Annotated in this window: 14 protein-coding genes and 1 pseudogene; 11 read left to right on the top strand and 4 right to left on the bottom strand. The window is 69.8% G+C overall.

The annotated features are described in order from the left end of the window. Positions 1–104: pseudogene (locus tag ACWCRJ_RS43700) on the top strand (DNA-binding response regulator); the annotation flags it as partial. 728 nt (positions 105–832) lie between these two features. Here ACWCRJ_RS43700 and ACWCRJ_RS43695 read toward each other — a convergent pair. Beyond that, on the bottom strand, positions 833–1,831 hold the full coding sequence (locus tag ACWCRJ_RS43695; protein WP_450944551.1) for a LacI family DNA-binding transcriptional regulator: 999 nt from the start codon (positions 1,829–1,831) through the stop codon (positions 833–835). A gap of 190 nt (positions 1,832–2,021) precedes the next feature. Between ACWCRJ_RS43695 and ACWCRJ_RS43690 the strand changes: the two genes are divergently transcribed. Together ACWCRJ_RS43690 and ACWCRJ_RS43685 are read left to right on the top strand one after the other, a co-directional pair. Continuing rightward, positions 2,022–3,035 carry a substrate-binding domain-containing protein gene (locus ACWCRJ_RS43690; RefSeq protein WP_450944550.1) on the top strand — a complete coding sequence of 338 codons (1,014 nt, stop codon included), beginning with the start codon at positions 2,022–2,024 and terminating at the stop codon, positions 3,033–3,035. Then, positions 3,035–4,327 carry a serine hydrolase domain-containing protein gene (locus ACWCRJ_RS43685; RefSeq protein WP_450944549.1) on the top strand — a complete coding sequence of 431 codons (1,293 nt, stop codon included), beginning with the start codon at positions 3,035–3,037 and terminating at the stop codon, positions 4,325–4,327. Before ACWCRJ_RS43690 ends, ACWCRJ_RS43685 begins: the two co-directional genes overlap by 1 nt. A 261-nt stretch (positions 4,328–4,588) precedes the next feature. Here the strand turns inward: ACWCRJ_RS43685 and ACWCRJ_RS43680 are convergent, their stop codons facing one another. Further along, positions 4,589–5,704 (bottom strand): LacI family DNA-binding transcriptional regulator, encoded by a 1,116-nt coding sequence (locus tag ACWCRJ_RS43680; protein WP_450944548.1) that lies wholly within the window; start codon positions 5,702–5,704, stop codon positions 4,589–4,591. 107 nt (positions 5,705–5,811) lie between these two features. Between ACWCRJ_RS43680 and ACWCRJ_RS43675 the strand changes: the two genes are divergently transcribed. Beyond that, entirely contained in the window at positions 5,812–8,022 is a 2,211-nt protein-coding gene (locus ACWCRJ_RS43675) for a glycoside hydrolase family 36 protein (RefSeq protein ID WP_450944547.1), read from the top strand. Between the two features lie 316 nt (positions 8,023–8,338). Here the strand turns inward: ACWCRJ_RS43675 and ACWCRJ_RS43670 are convergent, their stop codons facing one another. After that, complete coding sequence (locus ACWCRJ_RS43670; RefSeq protein WP_450944546.1) at positions 8,339–11,212, bottom strand: Tat pathway signal protein; 2,874 nt, start codon at positions 11,210–11,212, stop codon at positions 8,339–8,341. Between the two features lie 65 nt (positions 11,213–11,277). Then, positions 11,278–12,291 (bottom strand): hydroxyacid dehydrogenase, encoded by a 1,014-nt coding sequence (locus tag ACWCRJ_RS43665; protein ID WP_450944545.1) that lies wholly within the window; start codon positions 12,289–12,291, stop codon positions 11,278–11,280. A 366-nt stretch (positions 12,292–12,657) separates the two neighbouring features. On the opposite strand from ACWCRJ_RS43665, the gene ACWCRJ_RS43660 reads away from it, so the two are divergent. The 7 genes from ACWCRJ_RS43660 to ACWCRJ_RS43630 all read left to right on the top strand — a co-directional run. Then, the gene (locus ACWCRJ_RS43660; protein WP_450944544.1) at positions 12,658–13,992 is read left to right on the top strand and encodes an ABC transporter substrate-binding protein; all 1,335 of its coding nucleotides are present in this window, start codon (positions 12,658–12,660) and stop codon (positions 13,990–13,992) included. A gap of 43 nt (positions 13,993–14,035) precedes the next feature. Next, positions 14,036–14,989 carry a carbohydrate ABC transporter permease gene (locus ACWCRJ_RS43655; protein ID WP_450944543.1) on the top strand — a complete coding sequence of 318 codons (954 nt, stop codon included), beginning with the start codon at positions 14,036–14,038 and terminating at the stop codon, positions 14,987–14,989. After that, positions 14,986–15,903, top strand: coding sequence for a carbohydrate ABC transporter permease (locus tag ACWCRJ_RS43650; RefSeq protein ID WP_450944542.1), 918 nt, complete (start codon positions 14,986–14,988; stop codon positions 15,901–15,903). The genes ACWCRJ_RS43655 and ACWCRJ_RS43650 overlap by 4 nt, the downstream gene beginning before the upstream one ends. 237 nt (positions 15,904–16,140) lie before the next feature. Then, the gene (locus tag ACWCRJ_RS43645) at positions 16,141–17,304 is read left to right on the top strand and encodes an alginate lyase family protein (protein WP_450944541.1); all 1,164 of its coding nucleotides are present in this window, start codon (positions 16,141–16,143) and stop codon (positions 17,302–17,304) included. 22 nt (positions 17,305–17,326) lie between these two features. Next, complete coding sequence (locus ACWCRJ_RS43640; protein ID WP_450944540.1) at positions 17,327–18,934, top strand: glycoside hydrolase family 43 protein; 1,608 nt, start codon at positions 17,327–17,329, stop codon at positions 18,932–18,934. Beyond that, a complete protein-coding gene (locus ACWCRJ_RS43635; RefSeq protein WP_450944539.1) occupies positions 18,931–19,731 on the top strand; it encodes an alpha/beta fold hydrolase in 801 nt (266 codons plus the stop codon). The genes ACWCRJ_RS43640 and ACWCRJ_RS43635 overlap by 4 nt, the downstream gene beginning before the upstream one ends. A 59-nt stretch (positions 19,732–19,790) precedes the next feature. Beyond that, the coding region (locus ACWCRJ_RS43630) for a LuxR C-terminal-related transcriptional regulator (RefSeq protein WP_450944538.1) at positions 19,791–20,114 on the top strand (324 nt) is incomplete at its 3' end.

Below are 20,114 nucleotides of genomic sequence, written 5' to 3'. Positions count from 1 at the left end.
TCAAGAGTCACGTGGCCCATATCCTTGCCAAGCTCCGCGTTCGTGACCGGATTGGGGCTGTCGTCCTGGCCTACGAGAGCGGACTGGTTCGTCCTGGTGGATGACCTCGTCGGGCGGCTGGGATGGTTTCCGACGACATGGCCGCTGCCTAGGTTCTGGGTATGTCGATCATGCGCGAGTTCCTGCGCCGCCCCCGACGCACCGGCTCCACCACTTCCGGCTAGCTCCCCACCCTCGCGCAGGCCATGACCTCCGGCCTGGATCCGATCGGGAGGTCACCGGACGCGTCGGGACCTCAGACGCGCTCCGCCTGGCCGGATGGGACAACATCGCCGAGGGCCTTTCCCAACGGGACATGACCCGGCCGCCGGCCGCCCTCGACTCACGTGATCATTCCGCACCGACCGCGAGAACGACGGAGCCCTGCGGCTCGGGAGTAGGCCTCGAACCTGCACGCAGTGAATTCACCTTGCAACGCACGGAGGCTCCGTTCCCCGGATGAGGGGAACGGAGCCTCCGTGGCGGTTTCGGCAGGCCAAGCGTGGTCAAGCAGGCCACGGCGGCACCGGGTGCCCGGCTTGCCATGGCCCGCGAGCATGGCCTGTCCCCTCACCAGGACATGGATCAGGCACAAGAGCACCTGTCCTTGTCGTGGATCATGCGCGCGCCGCAACGTCTGCGACTGCGAGCGGCTTCCCCGGCATCCGAGGCGCACATCATCCGAGGCGCACATCACCTGGGCGGCGGTCACCCTGATGACCAGGCGCCTTTTCTGGAGCCAGGTCGCACCGGCCCCGCCCCACCAGATCCTGGCCGCCCTGCGTACCGCGGGCTACACCCCGGTGTGCGGCATTGTGGTGGAGCGCACGATGAGCCGTGGAGCGTGTGCCATGGGCCGGGTAGGGCGGCCGGTGTCCTCGATTCGGGCGGTCAGCATGGTCACCGCAGTCGCTCCCATGTCCTGGCGGGGCGTGTCGATGGTGGTCAGGTCGATGTAGCCGAACTGGGCGAGAACGGTGTTGTCGAAGCCGACCAGCGACAGGTCCTCCGGCGCGCTCATGCCTCGATGTTTGAGGGCCGCTAGAACACCTAGGGCGGACAGGTCGTTGGCTGCGAAAACAGCGGTGGGAGGGCGGGTGCTCAAGAGCAGGGTCTCCGCTGCTCGCCGACCGCCGTGCTCGGTGTAGTCCCCGCGGACGACGCGGGTGCGCGCGGACAGTCCGTGCCGCTTCATGGTGTCGAGGTACGCCCGGCGGTGACTCTCGGACCCCGGGCCCTTGCCGCCGTCGACGTGGGCGATGTCCTCATGGCCGAGTCCGACGAGATGTTCGACGGCGAGGCGGGTTCCGTGCCGGGTGTCCACCGCGACCGAGTCGACGCCCTGTACATGACGGCCCACGACAACCAGGGGCACGCGGTCGGCCAGCTCGCGCAGGTCCTTCGACGCCAGACGGGGACCGACGAGGACAATGCCGTCCACCCGGTGCTCCAGCAAACCTTCGACAGCCCGTCGCTCGATGTCTGCGGTCAGAAGCTCTCCTCCCGTGAGGAGCACTCCGTAGCCGGCCTGCTCGGCCTGTTCCTGGACGCCGGTGAAGATCTCCGTGTAGACGGGATTGCTCAGCTCCACCAGGACGACCCCCACCGTCATGGTGCGTCGGCTGGCGAGCTGGGCGGCATGGGCGTTGGGGCGGTAGCCCAGCTCGGCCGCCGCCTTCAGTACCGCCTCCCGGCGCCGTGCGGAGACGCGGGGGTCGTTACGCATCACCAGGCTGGCCAGGGACCGCGATACGCCGGCTCGGGCCGCGACATCCTCCAGCGTTACCGACACGCAACCTCCCGGACCTATTGACGTACTCGTTGGAGCGCTCCAAAGTTTAGGTCATTGGAGCGCTCCAACTGAAGGTTCGTTGTCCGGCGCCGCGACGCCGCTCGAGCCACGCGATCTCCAGGACCTCAGGTTCTGAGCCCGTACGGTTCCCCCTCTTCCTTTCCCTGTCGCACAGTAAGGTTCAGGACAGATGCACCGCTCTCCTCATCCGCGCAGATCCGCCTCCCTGGTGGCCGTGGCCACGGCCATGGCACTGGCCCTCGCCGGCTGCTCCAGCAGCTCGGGCGGGAAGCAGGCCGAGCAAAGTGCCGGCGGCGTGTCCGCGGGCAAGGCGACCACTCCCCGTCTGACGGTCGCGATGATCACCCACCAGGGGCCCGGCGACACCTTCTGGGACATCGTCCGCAAGGGCGCTCAGGCAGCTGCCGCGAAGGACAACGTCCGGCTCGTCTACTCAAGCGATCCGAGCGCGGGCAACCAGGCCAACCTGGTCCAGAACGCCATTGATCAGAAGGTCGACGGCATCGCGATCACGCTGGCCAAGCCCGACGCGATGAAGGACGTCCTGCACAAGGCCACGGCAGCGGGTATCCCCGTCGTCGGCCTCAACTCCGGTGTGAGCGAGTGGAAGAAGCTCGGCCTGATGGAGTTCTTCGGGCAGGACGAGACCGTGGCCGGCGAGGCGTTCGGTAAGAGGCTGAACGAGGTCGGCGCCAAGAAGGCCGTCTGCGTCATCACCGAGCAGGGCAACATCGGCCTCACCCAGCGCTGTGACGGCGTGAAGAAGACCTTCCAGGGCAAGACGGAGAACCTCTACGTCAACGGCACCGACATGCCGTCCGTGAAGGCAACGATCACCGCCAAGCTGAAGCAGGACAGCTCCATCGACTACGTCGTCAGCCTCGGCGCCTCGTACGCGCTGACCGCCGTGCAGTCCGTGTCCGAGGCGGGCAGCAAGGCCAAGATCGCCACCTTCGACCTGAACAAGGACCTCACCGGCGCCATCAGCGACGGCACGATCCAGTTCGCGGTCGACCAGCAGCCCTACCTCCAGGGCTACCTGGCGATCGACTCGCTGTGGCTGTACAAGAACAACGGCAACTACATGGGCGGCGGTGAACAGGCGATCCTGACCGGCCCGGCCTTCGTCGACAAGTCCAACGTCGACCAGATCGCCCAGTTCGCCGCGAAGGGCACCCGTTGATGAGCCGGGACCGGCGGGCGGCGCCGGCGGTGACCACACCGCCGGTCCACGGCCCCACCGGTTCCGTCGCCGCAGGCGACCCGGTCACCTCAGTCACCCGAGAGCCGGCGCACCAGCCGCACGGGAGAGGAAAGGGCCGCACCGGAGCCGATGTCGTGCGGGTGGAAGGCTGGGCCCGGGCCCCGTTCGAAGCCCTCGCCGACGTGTTCGCGCGAGTCGTCGCGGAACAGGGAGACGGTGCCGCCGCCCTGGCGGTCTACCTGGACGGGCATCCTGTCGTGGATCTGTCGTACGGAGGCCCTGGCGACGCCCGGTACCTGTTGTTCTCCGTCTCCAAGGGCGTCTCGGCGATCGCCGCCCAGCACGCGCATGCCGACGGACGGCTCGACCTCGATGCCCCGCTCTGCGATGTCTGGCCCGCCATGCGGCGGACAACGACCCGCCGCATCACCACCCGCCACGTGCTCAGCCACCAGGCGGGACTGCCCCTGGTCGACCAGGAGCTCACCCTGGAAGACCACGTGGCCGGAAAGCTCGAGGCCGCCCTGGAGCGGCAGGAACCCTACTGGGAGCCGGGGACCAAGCACGGCTACCACGCCATCACCTACGGAGCCCTGCTCGACGGAGTCTTCCAGCGGGCCCTGGGCACCAGCGTCGCCGAGTACATTCACGCACACATCCGGCAACCGCTCGGCCTCGACCTCGCTCTCGGGGTCCCGCCAGGGGACAACCACGACGTGCTGCCGCTGCGGACACGCCCCCCGATGCGCACCCCGCTCCAGTCCGCTCGCCCAGGGCTGCTCTTCGACGCCGTCGGCCTCGGACTGCTCGAAGACCCCTCGGTCTTCAACCAGCCGGACGTTCTCGCAGCACCCTGGCCCGCGACCAACCTGGTCGCCGGTGCCCGCGACCTGGCACGGCTGTACGCCGCGACCGTCGGACCGGTTGACGATGTGCGCCTCCTGGACACCGAGAGCAGCTCCGCGCTCGCCCGCACCCGCTCGATCGGGCTCGACGAGGTCCTCGGCGAGCCGTCCCACTTCGGGTCCGGAGTCCAAAGGCCTACTGCTCGGCTACCCCTCCTCGGACCGGCCTCGTACGGGCATGACGGGCACGCCGGCTCGCTCGCGCTGGCCGATCCCCGGTTCTCCGTCGGCATGGCCTTCACCACCAACGTCAGCCCGCCCGTCGGCGGAGCCAGTGCCGCAGCCCTCACACTCATCGCGGCAGCAAGGCACTGCCTGAACGCATCCGGTCGCAACGCCTACCGAGACAAAATGAGTCGATTCTGATGGAGCCGAGCTGCTCGGCTCTCCAGACATTCGCTGTCAATGATCTGGGCCTCCCTTCAGCAGCTCGCCGCCGCCCGCCTTCGCGACTACGACGACGCCACTGCCACGCTCGCCCTGCACGAGATCGCGCGCAACACCGGCGCGCGCCCCGATCCCCGGCACCGTCCGCGCCGCCCGCCCTCTCGCATGCTCAACTCCGGCGAGGGACTGGGCAAAGCGGCCACGACGACGGTCACATCAATGGGGAGTGCTTGTACCTCGTCACCGCGGTCTCCGCACCGACTGCCGGATCACCAGCTGGGTGCTCAGTACCACGTGGTCGTCGGCCGCCAGGCGTTCGGCGCGTTCCAGTGCCAGTCGGACCGCGGTGCGGCCCAGGTCCTCGTAGGGAACGCGGACCGTGGTGAGCGCGGGGCTGAGGTCGGCGGCGAAGGGGACGTCGTCGAAGCCCACGAGCGAGATGTCGCCGGGGACGTCGAGGCCGGCCTCGCGCAGGGCGGCCAGCGCGCCTGTCGCCACCACGTCGGTGCCCGCGAGGACCGCCGTGAAGCCGAGGCCGACGTCCAGTGCCTCCCGCGTGCGCTGGTAGCCGGAGACGCGGGTGTACGGGCCGGGGACGTCGAGTTCCTCGGCGTAGGGCACACCGTGGGCGCGCAGCGCGTGCAGATAGCCGTCCCGGCGCTGCTCGGCGGTGCTCAGCCGGGGTGTGCCGCCCAGGAAGAGGATGCGCCGGTGCCCGGCGGTGAGCACATGGTCGGCGGCTTGGAAGGCGCCCCCGCGGTTGTCGTACTCGACCACCGTCACCGGAAGGTTGTCGGGCAGCGGCGGACGGCCCACCAGCACCAGCCGGGAGCCCGCGGCGTCCAGGGCCCTGGCGTACTCGGCCATGCGCTTGTGGTAGTCGTCGTCCTGCACCGCTCCGCCGACCAGGACGACCGCGCCCGCGTGCTGTTCGCGCATCAGCTGCACCAGGTCGCCCTCGCGGTCCGGGTCGCCATGTGTGGCGCAGACAAGGCTCAGCCTGCCCCGGTCCGCCGCCTCCTGCTCCACCCCGGCGGCGACATGGGCCAGTGACGACCCGGTGATGTCCCGGATGACCAGCCCGATCGGGCCCGCCACGCGGCCGGACAGCGCCTTGGCGTGGACGTTCACCGCGTAGTGCAGCGACTCCACGACTGCCATGACACGGGCGCGCGTGGCGGCGGAGACCGGGTAGTTGCCGGCGAGAGTGCGGGAAACGGTTGCTACCGACACGCCCGCCTGCGCGGCGACATCGCGAATCGTGCTGGGTCGGTCGCCGCCGTCGGTGCTGCTCCGGCGCCGCCTGGCCCCTTTGGGTTCACTGGTCTTTCGAGGACCGTTTCCGTTGACCGTCACAGCTCGACGTTACTGCATCGGACACCTCTTGCAGGAAGGGCAAGCGAGAATTAGTGTCCCTCATTGGTAATCGTTTTCTATCACTGCGTCTTCCGGAGTGCGCCGCCATGTCCGTCACATACCTGCGCTGGGGCACCGACGACCTGTCCCTGCTTCTCTCCCACGAGCCCGCCGAACCCGTGAGACTGCTGGCGGTGGGCGAGGCCGCCACACTGCCCGACCCCGTGCGTGAACCGGACCTGTGCGCCCGGCTCGCACACCGTGCCCTGCCTCTGGTCGAGGTTCAGACCGCGGGCAGCGGAAGGCTGGGTACATCGGGCAAGCGCCATGTGGACGGCGCCGCCGCACATGCTCTGCACTACACCGGCCACGAGGAGGATCACGAGCGGGGAAGCGGTGCGGACCTGCGGACCCTGCGGGTGCACATGGCCGACGAGACCACCGGCCTGCGCGTCACCGCGGTGTGCACGGTGCGCGAGGGGCTGCCGGTCCTGCGTACCGAGGCGTACGTGGAGAACACCGGTGACCGCCCCCTCACCCTGGAGTACGTCTCCTCCTTCGCCCTGTCCAACCTCGCCCGCCATCTCGACGACGGCCAGAACTGGGAGGACGGCCTGGCACTCTGGGTGGCGGCCAACCCCTGGAGCGGTGAGTTCCGCTGGTCCCGGGCCACCTTGGCCAAACGCGGCCTGTACGACGTGGGCATGGTCCCGTTCGGCCAGACCGGGTCCAAGAACCGCATCGCCCTGACCAGCACCGGCTCCTGGTCCTCCTCCGAGTACCTGCCCTCGGGGTGCCTGGAGGAGACCGCGACGGGCCGGGCCCTGATGTGGCAGATCGAGCACAACGGCTCCTGGCACGCCGAGGTCGCCGACCGCTTCGGCGACGTGTACCTCACCCTCTCGGGCCCCACCGACCGCGAGCACCAGTGGCGCCGCCACCTCGCCCCCGGCGAGTCGTTCCGCAGCGTCCCGGTCGCCGCGGCGTTCGTTGCGTCGGGCGGGTTCGAGGCCGCCCTCGCGGCGATGACCCGGCACCGCCGGGCCACCCGGCGGCCGCACCCCGACCATCAGGGCCTGCCGGTCGTCTTCAACGACTTCATGAACAGCCTGATGGGCGAGCCCAGCACCAAAGCCCTGCTGCCCTTGGTGGACGCGGCGGCCGCGGCGGGCGCCGAGTACTTCTGTATCGACGCCGGCTGGTACGACGACGAGCCGCCCGGCACCGTCGGGCCTGGCGGGGTGCCCGGCTGGTGGGACGCGGTGGGCGAGTGGGAGGAGTCGGCCCCGCGCTTCCCCGGCGGACTGAGCGAGGTGCTCGACCGTATCCGCGCGACGGGCATGGTCCCCGGGCTCTGGCTCGAGCCGGAGGTCGTCGGCGTACGCAGCCCGGTCGCCGCCGCCCTGCCGGATGAGGCGTTCTTCCGGCGGGACGGCGTACGGCTCGCGGAGTGGGGCCGTCACCAGCTCGACCTGCGTCACCCGGCCGCCCGCGCCCATCTCGACACGGTGGTGGACCGACTGGTGCGCGACCACGGCGTCGGCTACCTCAAACTCGACTACAACATCGACATCGGCCCCGGCACCGACGGACCTGGTCCGGGTGACGGCCCGGGTGACGGCCTTCTCGGCCACAACCGGGCCTACCTCGACTGGCTCGACGGCGTCCTCGACCGGCACCCCGCCCTGGTCCTGGAGAGCTGCGCGGCCGGCGGCAGCCGCACGGACCACGCGATCCTCTCCCGGCTGCCGATCCACTCCGTCACCGACCAGCAGGACTTCCGTCTGCTTCCCGCCATCGCGGCCGCCGCGCCCACCGCGGTCACTCCGGAGCAGGGCGCCGTCTGGGCCTACCCGCTGCCGGAGCACGGCGACGCGGAGCTCGGCATGGTGATGGTCTCGGCGATGCTGGGCCGCGTTCACCTCAGCGGACGCCCCGACCTGCTGACCGGGGAGCAGGCGGCCCTGGTGCGCAGGGCAGTGGACACGTACAAGACGTTCCGTCCCCTGCTGCCGGGCGCCCTGCCCCGCTGGCCGCTGGGCCTTCCCGGCTGGCGCGACGGCTGGATCGCACTGGCGCTGAGCGCCGAGAACGGCACGACGCTGCTGGCCCTGTGGCGGCGCGACGGCGCACCGGAGACGGTCGCTGTCCCCATGTCCTGGGTGACCGGGGTCGACGGGCCGCAGGTGCTGTTCGCGGCCGGCCCGCAGCCGACGTACGACTGGGACGGACAGGGCCGCGTCCTGCGGGTGGGTCTTCCGGCCGAGCGGTCGGCGGTGCTGCTTGCTTTCGGCGCGGATTTCGCCGTGCCGGCCTGATCCGGATCGGGGGCCTGTCGCCGGGTACGTACGGACGGCCGGCGAATGGTGCGGTGCCGGAGCTGTGCCGCAGGGCCGGCCACGCCGTCGGCCGGGTCCGGAACAAGCTCCGGCATCCGGTTTTACTGCAACGTGTCCGCCGGGCATCCGGCCGGGGCCGGAGCCGTTACGGCACCCGTGTCCCGGAACAACGACGTCGGCCTTCAAGGCCACGAGCAGGTCTTGAAGGCCGACGTCACGCGCAGCCCCGAGTCCACCGACAGCGTCCCTCCGCGAGGGCACCGGCCGCCGCGCCGCGCGTGCCGTGGAAAAAGTGTCAGCGCCTGCGCAGCACCACCGTCGTGCCCGGCTTCACGTACAGCTCGGCGTTGCCGCCCACCTTGGCGCCGTTGCCCAGGTTCACGGACGCTCCGAAGCCCTTCGTGGTGAGGGTGTAGGCGCGGTTCTTGGTGGTGTTCATGGCGATCAGGTACGGGCCGTACTCGCACCGGTAGAAGGAGGCCCGGCCGGCGAACGGGGTCTCCGTCCCGAGCGGGGCGTCCGGCACCGCGTCGGGTGCCTTGGCCAGCGGCAGCACCTGTCCGGCCCACGCCTGGTGCAGCGTGTCCCCGGGGGGCGGGAAGCCGCCGTCGGGGATGTTCAGGTCGCCCACGGCGAACTCGAAGTTGACCCAGTCGGGCTCGGTGTGGGCCCGGCCGTCGGGGACGTACTTCACGTCCTGCCACACGGTCGCCGAGCGCTCGATGCCGTCGGCGGTGATGTGGTGGACGCGGGCGAGCCGGTTGACGCCCCAGCGCGCCCGCCAGTACAGCGAGGCGTAGAGGATCTCGTCGCCGTGCTTGACCGCGACCAGGCCGTTGTCCTCGTCGCTGAAGACGAAGTCCGGCCGGCCCGGGCTCATGGGGAGGAGGGCTCCGCTGCCGGCGGCGCCGCTGATGTACGCGTAGTCGTCGGCGGTCGACAACAGGTTGAGGTTGGTCCGTGCGGAGCCCCCCAGGCCGTACGTCTCCTGGAGCACGTGGAAGAACTGGTTGTCGGCGATGGACTGCTTCGCGTACGCCGTGAGGTCCGGGTCCTTCAGCAGCGCGGCGAGCCGCAGCGGGTGCCCGTCCCACTTGTTGCCCTCGTCGTAGGCGACCTTCCCGGGGTACTCGGGATCGCGCCAGCCGACGACAGCCTCGATACGCATCGTCCGGTAGCCGTCGGCGTCCAGGGCCGGGTGACGGAAGACCATACGGGCCTTGGCCATCTTGACCAGGTGGTCGCGCAGCTTGTCGTCCTCGACGCCGCCGATGCCGATGACCGCGTCGTAGACGAGGGAGAGCCACTCCTGGAGCTCTCCGTAGTTTCCGGCGTAACCGAGCTCCTTCGAGATGCCGGCCTGGCTGACCTGGTAGTACGCGCTGCCCAGGGGCTTCGTCGGGGTGCCGTCGGCTTTCTCCGGGCCGAGCCAGGGGGTCAGGCCCACGGACTGGTGGACGTAGTCGCGGGCCTTGGTCTCGCCCCAGGCGTCGGCGGAGCCGAGGAAGCTCAGACCACGGTCGGCGAGGTAGAGGCCGAGGGCGCAGATGATGGCCTGGTTGGTGTACTGCGGGAATCTCTGCCGCCAGTACTCGCGGCTGTCCAGCAGCATCTTCGTCCACGCGTCGCGACGTATGACGGGCTTGGCGGTCGCCGTGGCGGGCGGCGTGAGCGTCAGGTCGTCGAACCAGGCGGTGCCCGCGGTCGCGAGGCGCACCTGCACCTCGGCCTGGGTCGCGGTGGCGGGCGTCGTGAGGGTGGCGGTGACGTGCTCCCAGTCGTGGGTGCCCGCAGAGGCGAAGAACTTGTTGTCGCCGCCGACCAGGCCGCCGGAGGAGTTGAAGAACAGCACGTCAAGGTAGGCGCCGTTGCTGCCCACGCCCTCGGTCTTGATCCACGCACCGTAGGTGTACGTGCCCTGCTCCAAGGGGACCCTGGCGCCCGGGGCGAGGCCCACGGTGCCCGAGGAGGGGATGGTCACCTTCGCCGAGGCCGCGCCGCCGCGCGCGACGGTGGTGTCGCGGGTGACGGTGCCCTTGCCCGCCCAGGTCACCTCGCGCCAGCCGGTGGGGAGGGCGCCGCCGAACTCGAACCCCGAGTTGGCGATGGTGCCGGGGGAGCCGATGACCGGCTCGTCCAGCAGCGGCTTCAGCGCGTCGCCGATCTGGAGCAGGACGAGCCCCATCCGGCCCAGCCCCATCCACTGCTGGCTGGAGTCCGTCATCACCTTCTGGTCCGCGAGGTACCTCCCATACACGGCGTCCAGACTGCTGGTGATCTGCAGGGGCACGGCGCTGTTGCGGTACGCGGCGGTGGACGGCATCGCGTAGGCGCGGGCCAGGAACTCCAGGTACCACAGGTCCAGCTGCGGCGCGGTGCGGGAGGCCTCGGCCGCGGCCTGGGCCACCACCCGGTCGTTGACCGTGTCCACGACCTCGCTGCCCGGAGAGGGGCGTGCCTCAAGGGCGGGCAGGGCGCCGGCCGAGTCGTCGTCGGTGAGCTCGAAGTGCGGCTTGTCGTGGGTGTAGAGGCGGTAGACGCCGCGGCTCGGGCGTTCCATGGGCTTGTAGTAGTCCGCGGCGGACTGCGCGTATCCGGCGACCCGGCCCATGGAGCGGATCTCCAGGTTGACGGTGTCCCTGTCCTTGGTGAGCTCGGCGGGCAACGGGATCGTGTGGAAGTAGAACCGCTCCGGAGTACGCGGTTCCTCGCCGGCGATGTCGAGAGGGTCGACGGCTCCCAGGTGGTAGTGGCCGACCTGCTTGCCCTCGGCGAACAGTTGCAGTCGGCCCAGGTCCTCGCCGGCGTCCGAGCCCCACAGCTTGACCGTCACATAGGTCGTGCCCTTGGGCCGACAGGCCATGGTCACGGCGAGGGCGCCGCCCCAGCAGCTCGCGGTCTCCTTCGGGTTCAGCACCCGGGCCGACTGGCCGAGACCGCCGGTGACCACGTCGGAGAGCGTGGTGGTCAGGCCGTGCGCCGACTCCGACGGTGTGTCGCCGAGGACGAGGGTGTCGAGCGCACCCGCCTCACCCGCCGCATCGTCGGTGGAGTCCGCACCTTCCGCGGCGCGGGCCGGGCCGGCCTGCCAGCACCAGCCGGCGGTGACGGCGGCCGAGGTTCCGGCGGCCAGTTTGAGGAGGGATCTACGCTGGAGCGATTCGGACATGAGCGGGTTCCTTTCACATGCGTCCTGATCCGTCTGTCCGCCCTCGCGGCGGCCAGAGGCAAAGGTCAAGCGCTGGTCGCGAGCGCCGCGCGGCGGACGCCGTGGGCGGGCGGGAGTCCCGTGGCGAGACGTTCCAGCTCCTCGACGACGGTGCCGCCGAGGCGTGCCAGCTCATTGCCGAGGGAACCGGCGATGTGGGGGGTGAGGAAGACGTTCGGCAGCCGGTACAGGGGTGAGTCCGCGGGCAGCGGCTCCGGTTCGGTGACGTCCAGCACCGCGCTGATCCGGCCGCCGACCAGCTCGTCGGTGAGGGCGTCGGGATCGACGAGGGCGCCGCGCGAGGTGTTGATGAGTACACCTCCGTCGGGGATCAGCGCAAGCCGTTTACGGCTGAGCATCCGGTGGGTCTCCGGGATGTCGGGCGCGTGCACGCTGACGATGTCGCTGGTGCGCAACAGTTCGTCGAGGGGCAGCGGTACGGCACCGAGCGCCGTCGCCTCGACCTCGTCCACGTACGGGTCGTACAGGCCGACCGAGAGGTCGAAGGGCCGCAGCAGCTCCAGCACGCGGCGGCCCACGTGGGAGGCGCCGATCACACCGACGCGCCGGCCGAGGTTGCCGACCGCCGTGTACTCGTCGGGGGCGGGGTAGAGGTGCTCGCGCCGGAAACGCTCCCTGAGCCCGAAGGCGTCCTTTCCGGCGAACAGGATCGCGGCGAGCGTGTACTCCGCGACGGGCAGCGCGTTGGCGTACACGGCACTGGAGATGGTGAGCCCACGTGCCCAGAACGCGTCCCCGATCATGCTGCGCACACTGCCGCCCGTGTGCAGGACGGTACGCAGCCGGGGAGTGGCGTCCAGCACGGCGGCGTCGATGGGGGGACAGCCCCAGCCCGTGATCAGCACTTCGGTCTCCGCCAGCGCGAGGGCCGCCGCCGGAGCGGTGAAGTCCTGGACGACGAGGCCCGGATCGATCGTCACGAGCTCCCGCAGCCGGGCCATGAGGTGCGGCGGGAAGAGCTCGGGCAGATGCACCGGATTCATCGCGAACACGGCGGGGGGCAGCGGTGACGTGGGCATGGTGCTCCTGCTCCGGGCACGGGAACGGCCGGGTCGAAGAATGGAGTAAACGTATTCCACGCTACGGAGCCGTCGGCACGCAGGTCAATATTCAACCAGCGATCACGTGATCGAGACATTCAGCTACGCCGAGTAGTATTCGACGTGAAATGCGCAGGTCGGATCAGGTAGAGAGTAACGTTCTGGAAAGTTTGGCGAAACAATCCCATCTTGACCTCTTGCGGTTCTGCCCCCTCTCGTCCTACGGTCCACAGCAAACGGTTACCGCGCTGGGAAGCGGCCTCCGCATCCCAGCCCTCTCTCACCGCCGACCGCGCCGGTTCCCCCACCACGAGCGCCGTCCCCGTTCCCTTACGTGGAGGACCGATGTCCCCGATCCGTACCAGAGCCCTCGCCCCGGTGGCCGCAGCGGCGTCCCTGTCCCTCCTGCTGGCCGCCTGCGGGGCCGGTGACGACTCCGACTCCGCCGCCAAGCCCACGAAGACGACCAAGGGCAACGTCACCCTGGAGTTCTGGAGCTGGACAGAGGGCATCGAGGCGCAGACCGAGGTGTGGAACAAGGCGCACCCCGAGACCCAGATCAAGTTCGTCAACGCGGCCGGCGAGACCGCCTACCAGAAGCTGCGCGCCGCGGTGAACGCCGGCACCGCTCCCTGTCTGTCCAAGATGGACGGGATGAACCTGGCGAGCTTCGCCGCGGACGGCCTGCTCACCGATGTCAGCAAGGTCGCCGGGCCGTACAAGGACAAGTACACGGCCGCCGCGTGGAACGCGGTCAGCCCCGGCGGCACCACCTTCGGCATCCCGATGGGCTCCTCGCCGCTGTTCACCGCCTACCGCGCGGACCTGTTCGAGAAGTACGGCATCGAGGCGCCCAAGACCTGGGACGACCTGATCGCCGCCGGTGAGAAGGCCCAGAAGGAGAACAAGAAGGTCAAGATCTTCAACATGGCCGGTGAGGACCCGTCCACCCTGGTCGACCTGTCCTGGGAGGCGGGCGCCCAGTGGTACAAGGTGGAGGGCGACCACTGGGTCGTCGACTTCACCTCGCCCGAGGCGCTGAAGGCCGGCGACATTGTGCAGCGGCTGGTCGACAACGACCTCGCCTCCAACGCCTCCTACGCGGACCCGGGCGTCTTCAAGACCTGGGACCTCGGGACGACGATCGCGATGACGACCTCGACCTGGCAGCTGCCGATCTACGACACCAACTTCCCCAAGTCCAAGGGCAAGTGGCAGCTCGCGGACTCACCGATGTTCGACCCGGCCAAGCCGCAGACCTCAAGCAACTTCGACACCCTGGGTGTACTCAAGGGCTGCAGGTACCCGGACCGCGCCACCGAGTTCGCCGCCTGGCTGTCCAGCAGCAAGGAATCGCTGACGACGCTCACCGACCCCGCCTCCAAGTCCGGCCTCTTCCCGGCGGTCACCGATGTCAGCCCGTACGTCGACAAGATCATCCCCACCGGGATGTTCAACGGTGAGTCCGACGGCGCGAAGGTGATCACCACCGCCGCCTCCCTGGTCGGTGACCAGTGGCAGTACGGCCCGAACTACGCGGCCATGTACTCCGAGATGCAGAAGCAGTGGGGCAAGGTCATGAAGAAGGACCTCACGGTCGAGGAGATGCTGACCAGCATCGAGAAGTGGACCGTCGACGACCTGAACAGCAAGGGCATCAAGGCCGTCGCGGGCAGCTGAGTCCCGCCGGGAGACACCCCCTTCACCTCACCTGGAGACACCCGTGTCCACTCTGACGCGACCGGCGAAGGTCGCGACCGACTCCCCGGCCCGGCGGCCCTCCCCCCGCCGGGCCGGGAGGCGAGGAGCCTACAAGGGGCTGCTGTTCATGCTCCCCTTCCTGCTGGGCTTCCTCGCCACCTACGTCGTGCCGATCGGCTACGCCTTCAGCCAGAGCCTGCACGAGAAGAAGAGCAGCGGCCTCGGCTTCGGCCCGACACGGGTCGTCTTCACCGGCTTCGCCAACTTCGCCTCGGTCCTCGGCGACAACGCGTTCTGGGCGAGCATGGGGCGCACCCTGCTGTTCGGCACGGTGCAGATCACGGTGATGCTGGGCATCGCCCTGCTGCTGGCCCTGCTGCTCGACGGGGTGGCGGCCAGGGCGGTGCGCTTCTTCCGCGCGGCGCTCCTGATCCCGTACGTCGTCCCCGCCGTGGTCTCCACCCTGATGTGGCTGTTCCTCTACAGCCCGACGGGCAGCCCGCTGCTGGACATCGCGGAGCGGGCCGGCACGGAGATCACGTTCTTCGGCGGCCTCAACACCTACCTCTCGCTGGGCAATCTGCTCACCTGGCAGGGGATCGGCTTCAACATGATCCTGATCTCCGCCTCGCTGCAGGCACTGCCCCGTGAGCTGTACGAGGCGGCCCGGCTGGACGGCGCGCGGGAGTGGCGGATCGCCTGGTCGATCAAGGTGCCCAACATCACCGGGATCCTGGTGCTGACCGGCATGTTCTCGCTGATCGGACGGCTCCAGCTGTTCGGTGAGCCACTGATCATGCGGCAGATCGCACCGGAGTCCATCAACACGGACTTCACGCCGATGATGGAGATCTACGACAAGGCCTTCAAGGTCGGCGACTACCAGTACGCCGCCGCCGAGTCCCTGGTCCTGGCCGTCGTCACCGGCATCCTCGCCTTCGTCTTCTACCGCGTCACGAACAGGAAGATGTCATGAGCAGTGCCCCCCAGGCCGTGCGTGCCACGAAGGCGACCAGGGTCACGAAGGTCACGGAATCCTCGGGGGGCGGCGCGCGCCCCTCCCGCCGCGCGGTGGCGCTCACCACCGGCCTGCTGCTCCTCTTCCTGCTCTACTCGCTCGCCCCCACCTGGTTCCTGCTCGTCTCCGCCACCAAGAACCAGACCGATCTCTACTCCACGTTCGGCCTGTGGTTCTCCTCCAACCACCTCGGCGACAACCTCCAGGCCATCTCGACCTACCACGACGGTGTGTTCTTCCGGTGGGTGGGAAACTCCGTCCTCTACTCCACCCTCGGAGCGGCGGGCGCCACCCTCGTCTCGCTCGCCGCCGGGTACGGCCTGTCGAAGTTCGACTTCCGCGGCCGGGGCGCGCTCTTCGCCGTCATCGTCGGCGCCTCCCTGCTGCCGAGCACCCTGCTGGCCTTCCCGCTCTATCTGGTCTTCGCCGAGATCGGCCTCACCGACACCATCTGGTCGGTGCTCATCCCGTACTTCATCAACCCGTTCGGGGTCTACCTCGGCAAGGTGTACGCCGACAGCTCCGTGCCCACGGAACTCATGGAGGCGGCCCGCATCGACGGAGCCGGCGAGGTCCGGATCTTCCTCTCGGTCGCGCTGCGGCTGATGCGGACCGGCGGCATCACCATCTTCATGCTCGACTTCGTCAACATCTGGAACAACTTCTTCCTCCCCCTCTTCATGCTCACCGGCGAGCGCACCTTCCCCGTGACCCTGGGCCTGTACTCCTGGCTCCAGCAGGCCCAGAGCGCGCGCGACATGAACACCCTCGTCCTCACCGGGTCCCTGCTGTCGATCATTCCGCTGGCGGTCTTCATGTTCTCGCTCCAGAAGTACTGGCGCAGCGGAATCCTCATGGGCAGCCTCAAGTGATCATGATCGCCGCCGCGAACGGCCCCCGCTCCCGGCCCGGACCCGCCGGGAACCGCCCGCGCCGGATCCGTTCAGCACCTTCGTGCTCCACCCCGGGCCTCCCTGCGGCCCCCTGACACGCCCTGGAGCCGGTGCGGCGCTGGGGACCGCACCGGCTCCAGGGCGTACCCGGCATGTCCGCCGGTTCCCTCCCCGCTCCCTTTCCGCACTCAACGCCGAGTGAAAGAGGAAAAACCCATGGCAGAGCACCAGTTCCCCGCGTCCCCCCAACCCACGTCCACCGGCACTCCCAGCCGGCGCCGCTTCCTCCAGATCACCGCGGTGGGCACGGCGGCGGCCACCGGAGCCGCCCTCACGACCGAGGCCCACGCCATCACCTCCTTCATCCACCCCGGAGTGCTGCACAAGCTCTCCGACATCCAGCGGATGAAGACCCGGATCGCGGAGAACACCGAGCCCTGGCTCAGCGGCTGGAACGTCTTCAAGGCCGACCAGTACTCGCAGTCGACGTACTCCATGAAGGGCCCGCGCGTCACCGTCGACCGCGGCACCACCGAATCCGGCAACTGGGAGCTGTGGAACGACTGCAACGCGGCCTACCAGAACGCCCTGATGTGGAACCTCACCGGAACCACCGCCCACGCCACCAAGGCACTCCAGATCATCAAGGGCTGGTCGTCCACGCTCACCACCATCACCGGCAAGGACGCCCAGCTCGCGGCCTCCATCTACGGCTTCAAGCTGGCGGCGGCCGCGGAGCTGATGCGCTACACCGCCCCGTCCGGCACCTGGTCCGCGTCCGAGATCACCCAGACCGAGAACCTGTTCAAGAACGTCTTCATCCCGCTGATCAACACCTTCGGTGACGCGGGCTGGGGCACCAACTGCATCAAGGCCATGATGGCCATGGGCGTGTTCTGCAACGACACCTCCGTCTACGACGCCGCCGTCAACGCCTTCAACGGGCACAGCTGCTGCAAGCTCACCCGGGTGCTGAGCAGCACCGGCCAGTGCGTGGACAGCGGCCGCGACCAGGCCCACACCCAGCTCATCCTGGGCAGCATGGCCGAGGCCTGCGAGATCGCCTGGATCCAGGGGCAGGACCTCTACGCCACCTCCTCGAACCGGCTCCTCGCCGGCTTCGAGTACACGGCGAAGTACAACACCGGCAACGACGTGCCGTACACGGTCTGGGGCTCCTGCCAGGCCACGTACAACTCCATCTCCACCGCGGAGCGCGGCAAGCTGCGCCCCATCTACGAGATGGTGCACAACCACTACGTCAAGCGCCGCAGCGTCGCGACACCCTGGACCTACACCGCCATCCAGCAGATCCGGCCGGAGGGCGCGGCCTTCCAGTGTGACCACGTCGGCTTCGGCACCCTGCTGTTCACCCTCTGATCCTTCACCCGGCGGAGCATTCGTGATCCTCAACCCCGTCCTGCGCGGCTTCGAACCCGACCCCGTGATCCTCCGGGTCGGCGACGACTTCTACATCGCCACGTCCACCTTCGAGTGGTACCCGGGAGTCCGGATCCACCACTCGCGGGACCTGGTGCACTGGCGGTCGCTGGGCGGGGTTCTGGACAGCAGGCGGCTGCTCGACCTGACCGGTGTCCCCGACTCCGGCGGGATCTGGGCGCCCGGTCTGTCGTACGCGGACGGGTTGTTCCACCTCGTCTTCACCGTGGTCGACACCTACGCGGAGGGGTGGAAGGACCTCCCCAACTACGTGACCACGGCACCGTCCATCGAGGGCCCGTGGTCCGACCCGGTGCTCCTGCACGGCCGGGGCTTCGACGTATCCCTGTTCCACGACGATGACGGTGGCGGAGACGGCCGCAGCTGGCTGGTCAACATGCGCTTCGACTGGCGGCCGGAGCGGGAGTCGTTCGCCGGGATCGAGCTCCAGGAGTACGACCGTGCCGCGCGGAAGCTGCTCGGTGAGCCCCGGAGGATCTCCGTGGGCACCGCCGCCGGGGTCGCCGAGGGCCCGCACCTGTACCGCCGGAACGGCTGGTACTACCTCGTCCACGCCGAGGGAGGCACCGGCTACGAGCACGGGGCGGCGGTCGCCCGCTCCCGGGATCTGTTCGGCCCGTACGAGCCCGACCCGGCCGGACCGCTGCTCACCGCCCGGCACGATCCCACCCTTGAGCTCCAGAAGGCCGGGCACTGCTCGCTCGTCGAGACCTCGGCCGGCCAGTGGTACGCGGCCCACATCACCGCCCGCCCCTTCACCGAGCGCGGCCGGTGCGTACTGGGCCGGGAGACCGCCCTGCAACCGGTGACCTGGACCGAGGACGGCTGGCCGCGTATCGCGGGCGCGATCCCCGCCGTCACGGTACCGGCGCCGGACCTCCCGCCCGCCCCGGTGCCGGAGCCGCCCGTCACGGACCGCTTCGAGGCCCCGGCGCTCGGCCCCGACTGGTCCACGCTGCGCCGCCCGGCCGACCCGGAGTGGGTGGAGCCGATGCCCGGGCGGCTGCGCGTCCGGGGCGGTCAGTCCCCGGTGGGCCGCCGGACGCCCAGCCTGGTCGCCCGGCGGGTGACGGCACGGCGCTGCTCCTTCGAGACCGAGCTGACCTTCGCGCCCCGCACCCCTGACCACATGGCCGGGCTCACCGCCTACTACAACACCCGCAACTGGCACTACCTGTACGTCACCGCCGAGGACGACGGCTCACCGGTGCTGCGGGCGCTGAGCTGCGAGGCCGGGAGGCTCATCGCGCACCCGCCGAGGATTCCGCTTACCCCCGGGCGTCCGGTCGTGCTGCGTGCCGAACTCGACGGCCCCTGCCTGCACTTCTCGTACGGCACCGGCGGCAACGGTCCCCAGGCACTGCGGCTCCACCTCGACGCCACCGTCCTGTCGGACGAGCACGCCGACGAATTCCACGACGGACAGCTGAGAGTCCTCGGCTTCACCGGCGCGATGCTGGGACTCTGGGTCCAGGACCTCGACGGCTCGGGCGTCCACGCGGACTTCACCCGCGCCACCTACCGCACCACCCCGGACGACCCCTCATGACACTTCTCGACCTCGGCCGCATCCGTATCTTCTGCACCTCCATCGGCCCGGACGCCGCCCCGGCGCTGCTGCTGGTGCACGGCTGGGGCGGCGACGGACGGGAGTGGTCGCCGCACGCCGAGGCGCTGGCCGACCGGTTCCGCGTCCTGGTCCCCGACCTGCGCGGCCACGGCCGCTCCGAGGTACCGGACGAGGGCAACACACCGGCGGAGATGGCGGAGGACCTGGCCGCGCTGATCGATGCCCTGGGTGCCGGGCCGGTCGTCGCCGTCGGCCACTCCATGGGCGTCCAGGTCGTCAACCTGCTCGCCGTCCGCCACCCGCGGACGGTACGGTCGGTCATCGCCCTCGACCCCGCCCACGGCGCGCACGAAGCCGAGGTCGCGCAGATCCCCGCCCGGCTCGCCGAGTACCGGAAGCACGGCGCCCGCGCCGCCGCCTCCTTCGTGGCCGGCGCCTTCTCACCGCAGGCCCCGCCCGGCCTGCGTACGGGGCACATCCGCACCATGCTCGGCACACCGGACCACGTCGTCGCCCAGGCCTACGCCGGCATGTACACCGATACCGGCGCGGTGGGCGCCCGCCCGCACAGTGAGGCGTATCTGCGCCACCGCCCGCAGCCCGCGCTGACCGTGTGGACGTCCGCCGGCGCTGCCGAGTGGGAGCGCGGCACGCTGCGGGTGCCCGGCTCACGCGTCGAACACTGGCCCCACACCGGCCACTATCTGCACGAGGAGCGGCCCGAGCGCACGATCCGGCTCATCCGCGACTGGGCGGCTGCGGGGACGACCAGCTGATGGTGAGGGCTCTGCCCGCATAAGGGCTCAGCCGGGCAACGAGCCGGTCGGCGACTGGCATGGCGAGCCGCCGTCCGGCGCGCTCTGACGCCGATGCCGGCTGCTCCGGTCCCGGACGGTCACGGGCCAGGCAGGCGGCCGATCACTACACGCCGGCCGCTGAGTTGCTCGTCGCCGTGCGCGGTGTGCTGCGCGGTGACGTGGTGGTTGCTCCGTCGGTGACGCGGCGGCTGATCGACCGGTATGTCAGGGGAGCCGTCGCTCCTCTCGCCGGGAAACGCCTCGATGTGCTTTCCGAGCGGGAGCGGGAGGTGCTCGGTCTGGTGGCCCGTGGGCTGAACAACGCGGAGATCGCGGGGAAGCTGTTCCTCGGCGAGACCACG

The sequence above is a fragment of the Streptomyces sp. NPDC002324 genome, assembly GCF_053593335.1.
Note: the sequence above shows the minus strand (reverse complement) of the source record. Positions and strands in the feature narration are given on the sequence as shown.

Excerpts from the sequence above, each read along its gene's own strand:
- ACWCRJ_RS43690 (WP_450944550.1), top strand. The coding sequence starts at position 2,022 with ATGCACCGCTCTCCTCATCCGCGCAGATCCGCCTCCCTGGTGGCCGTG.
- ACWCRJ_RS43685 (WP_450944549.1), top strand. The coding sequence starts at position 3,035 with ATGAGCCGGGACCGGCGGGCGGCGCCGGCGGTGACCACACCGCCGGTC.
- ACWCRJ_RS43675 (WP_450944547.1), top strand. The coding sequence starts at position 5,812 with ATGTCCGTCACATACCTGCGCTGGGGCACCGACGACCTGTCCCTGCTT.
- ACWCRJ_RS43670 (WP_450944546.1), bottom strand. The coding sequence starts at position 11,212 with ATGTCCGAATCGCTCCAGCGTAGATCCCTCCTCAAACTGGCCGCCGGA.
- ACWCRJ_RS43665 (WP_450944545.1), bottom strand. The coding sequence starts at position 12,291 with ATGCCCACGTCACCGCTGCCCCCCGCCGTGTTCGCGATGAATCCGGTG.
- ACWCRJ_RS43660 (WP_450944544.1), top strand. The coding sequence starts at position 12,658 with ATGTCCCCGATCCGTACCAGAGCCCTCGCCCCGGTGGCCGCAGCGGCG.
- ACWCRJ_RS43650 (WP_450944542.1), top strand. The coding sequence starts at position 14,986 with ATGAGCAGTGCCCCCCAGGCCGTGCGTGCCACGAAGGCGACCAGGGTC.
- ACWCRJ_RS43645 (WP_450944541.1), top strand. The coding sequence starts at position 16,141 with ATGGCAGAGCACCAGTTCCCCGCGTCCCCCCAACCCACGTCCACCGGC.
- ACWCRJ_RS43635 (WP_450944539.1), top strand. The coding sequence starts at position 18,931 with ATGACACTTCTCGACCTCGGCCGCATCCGTATCTTCTGCACCTCCATC.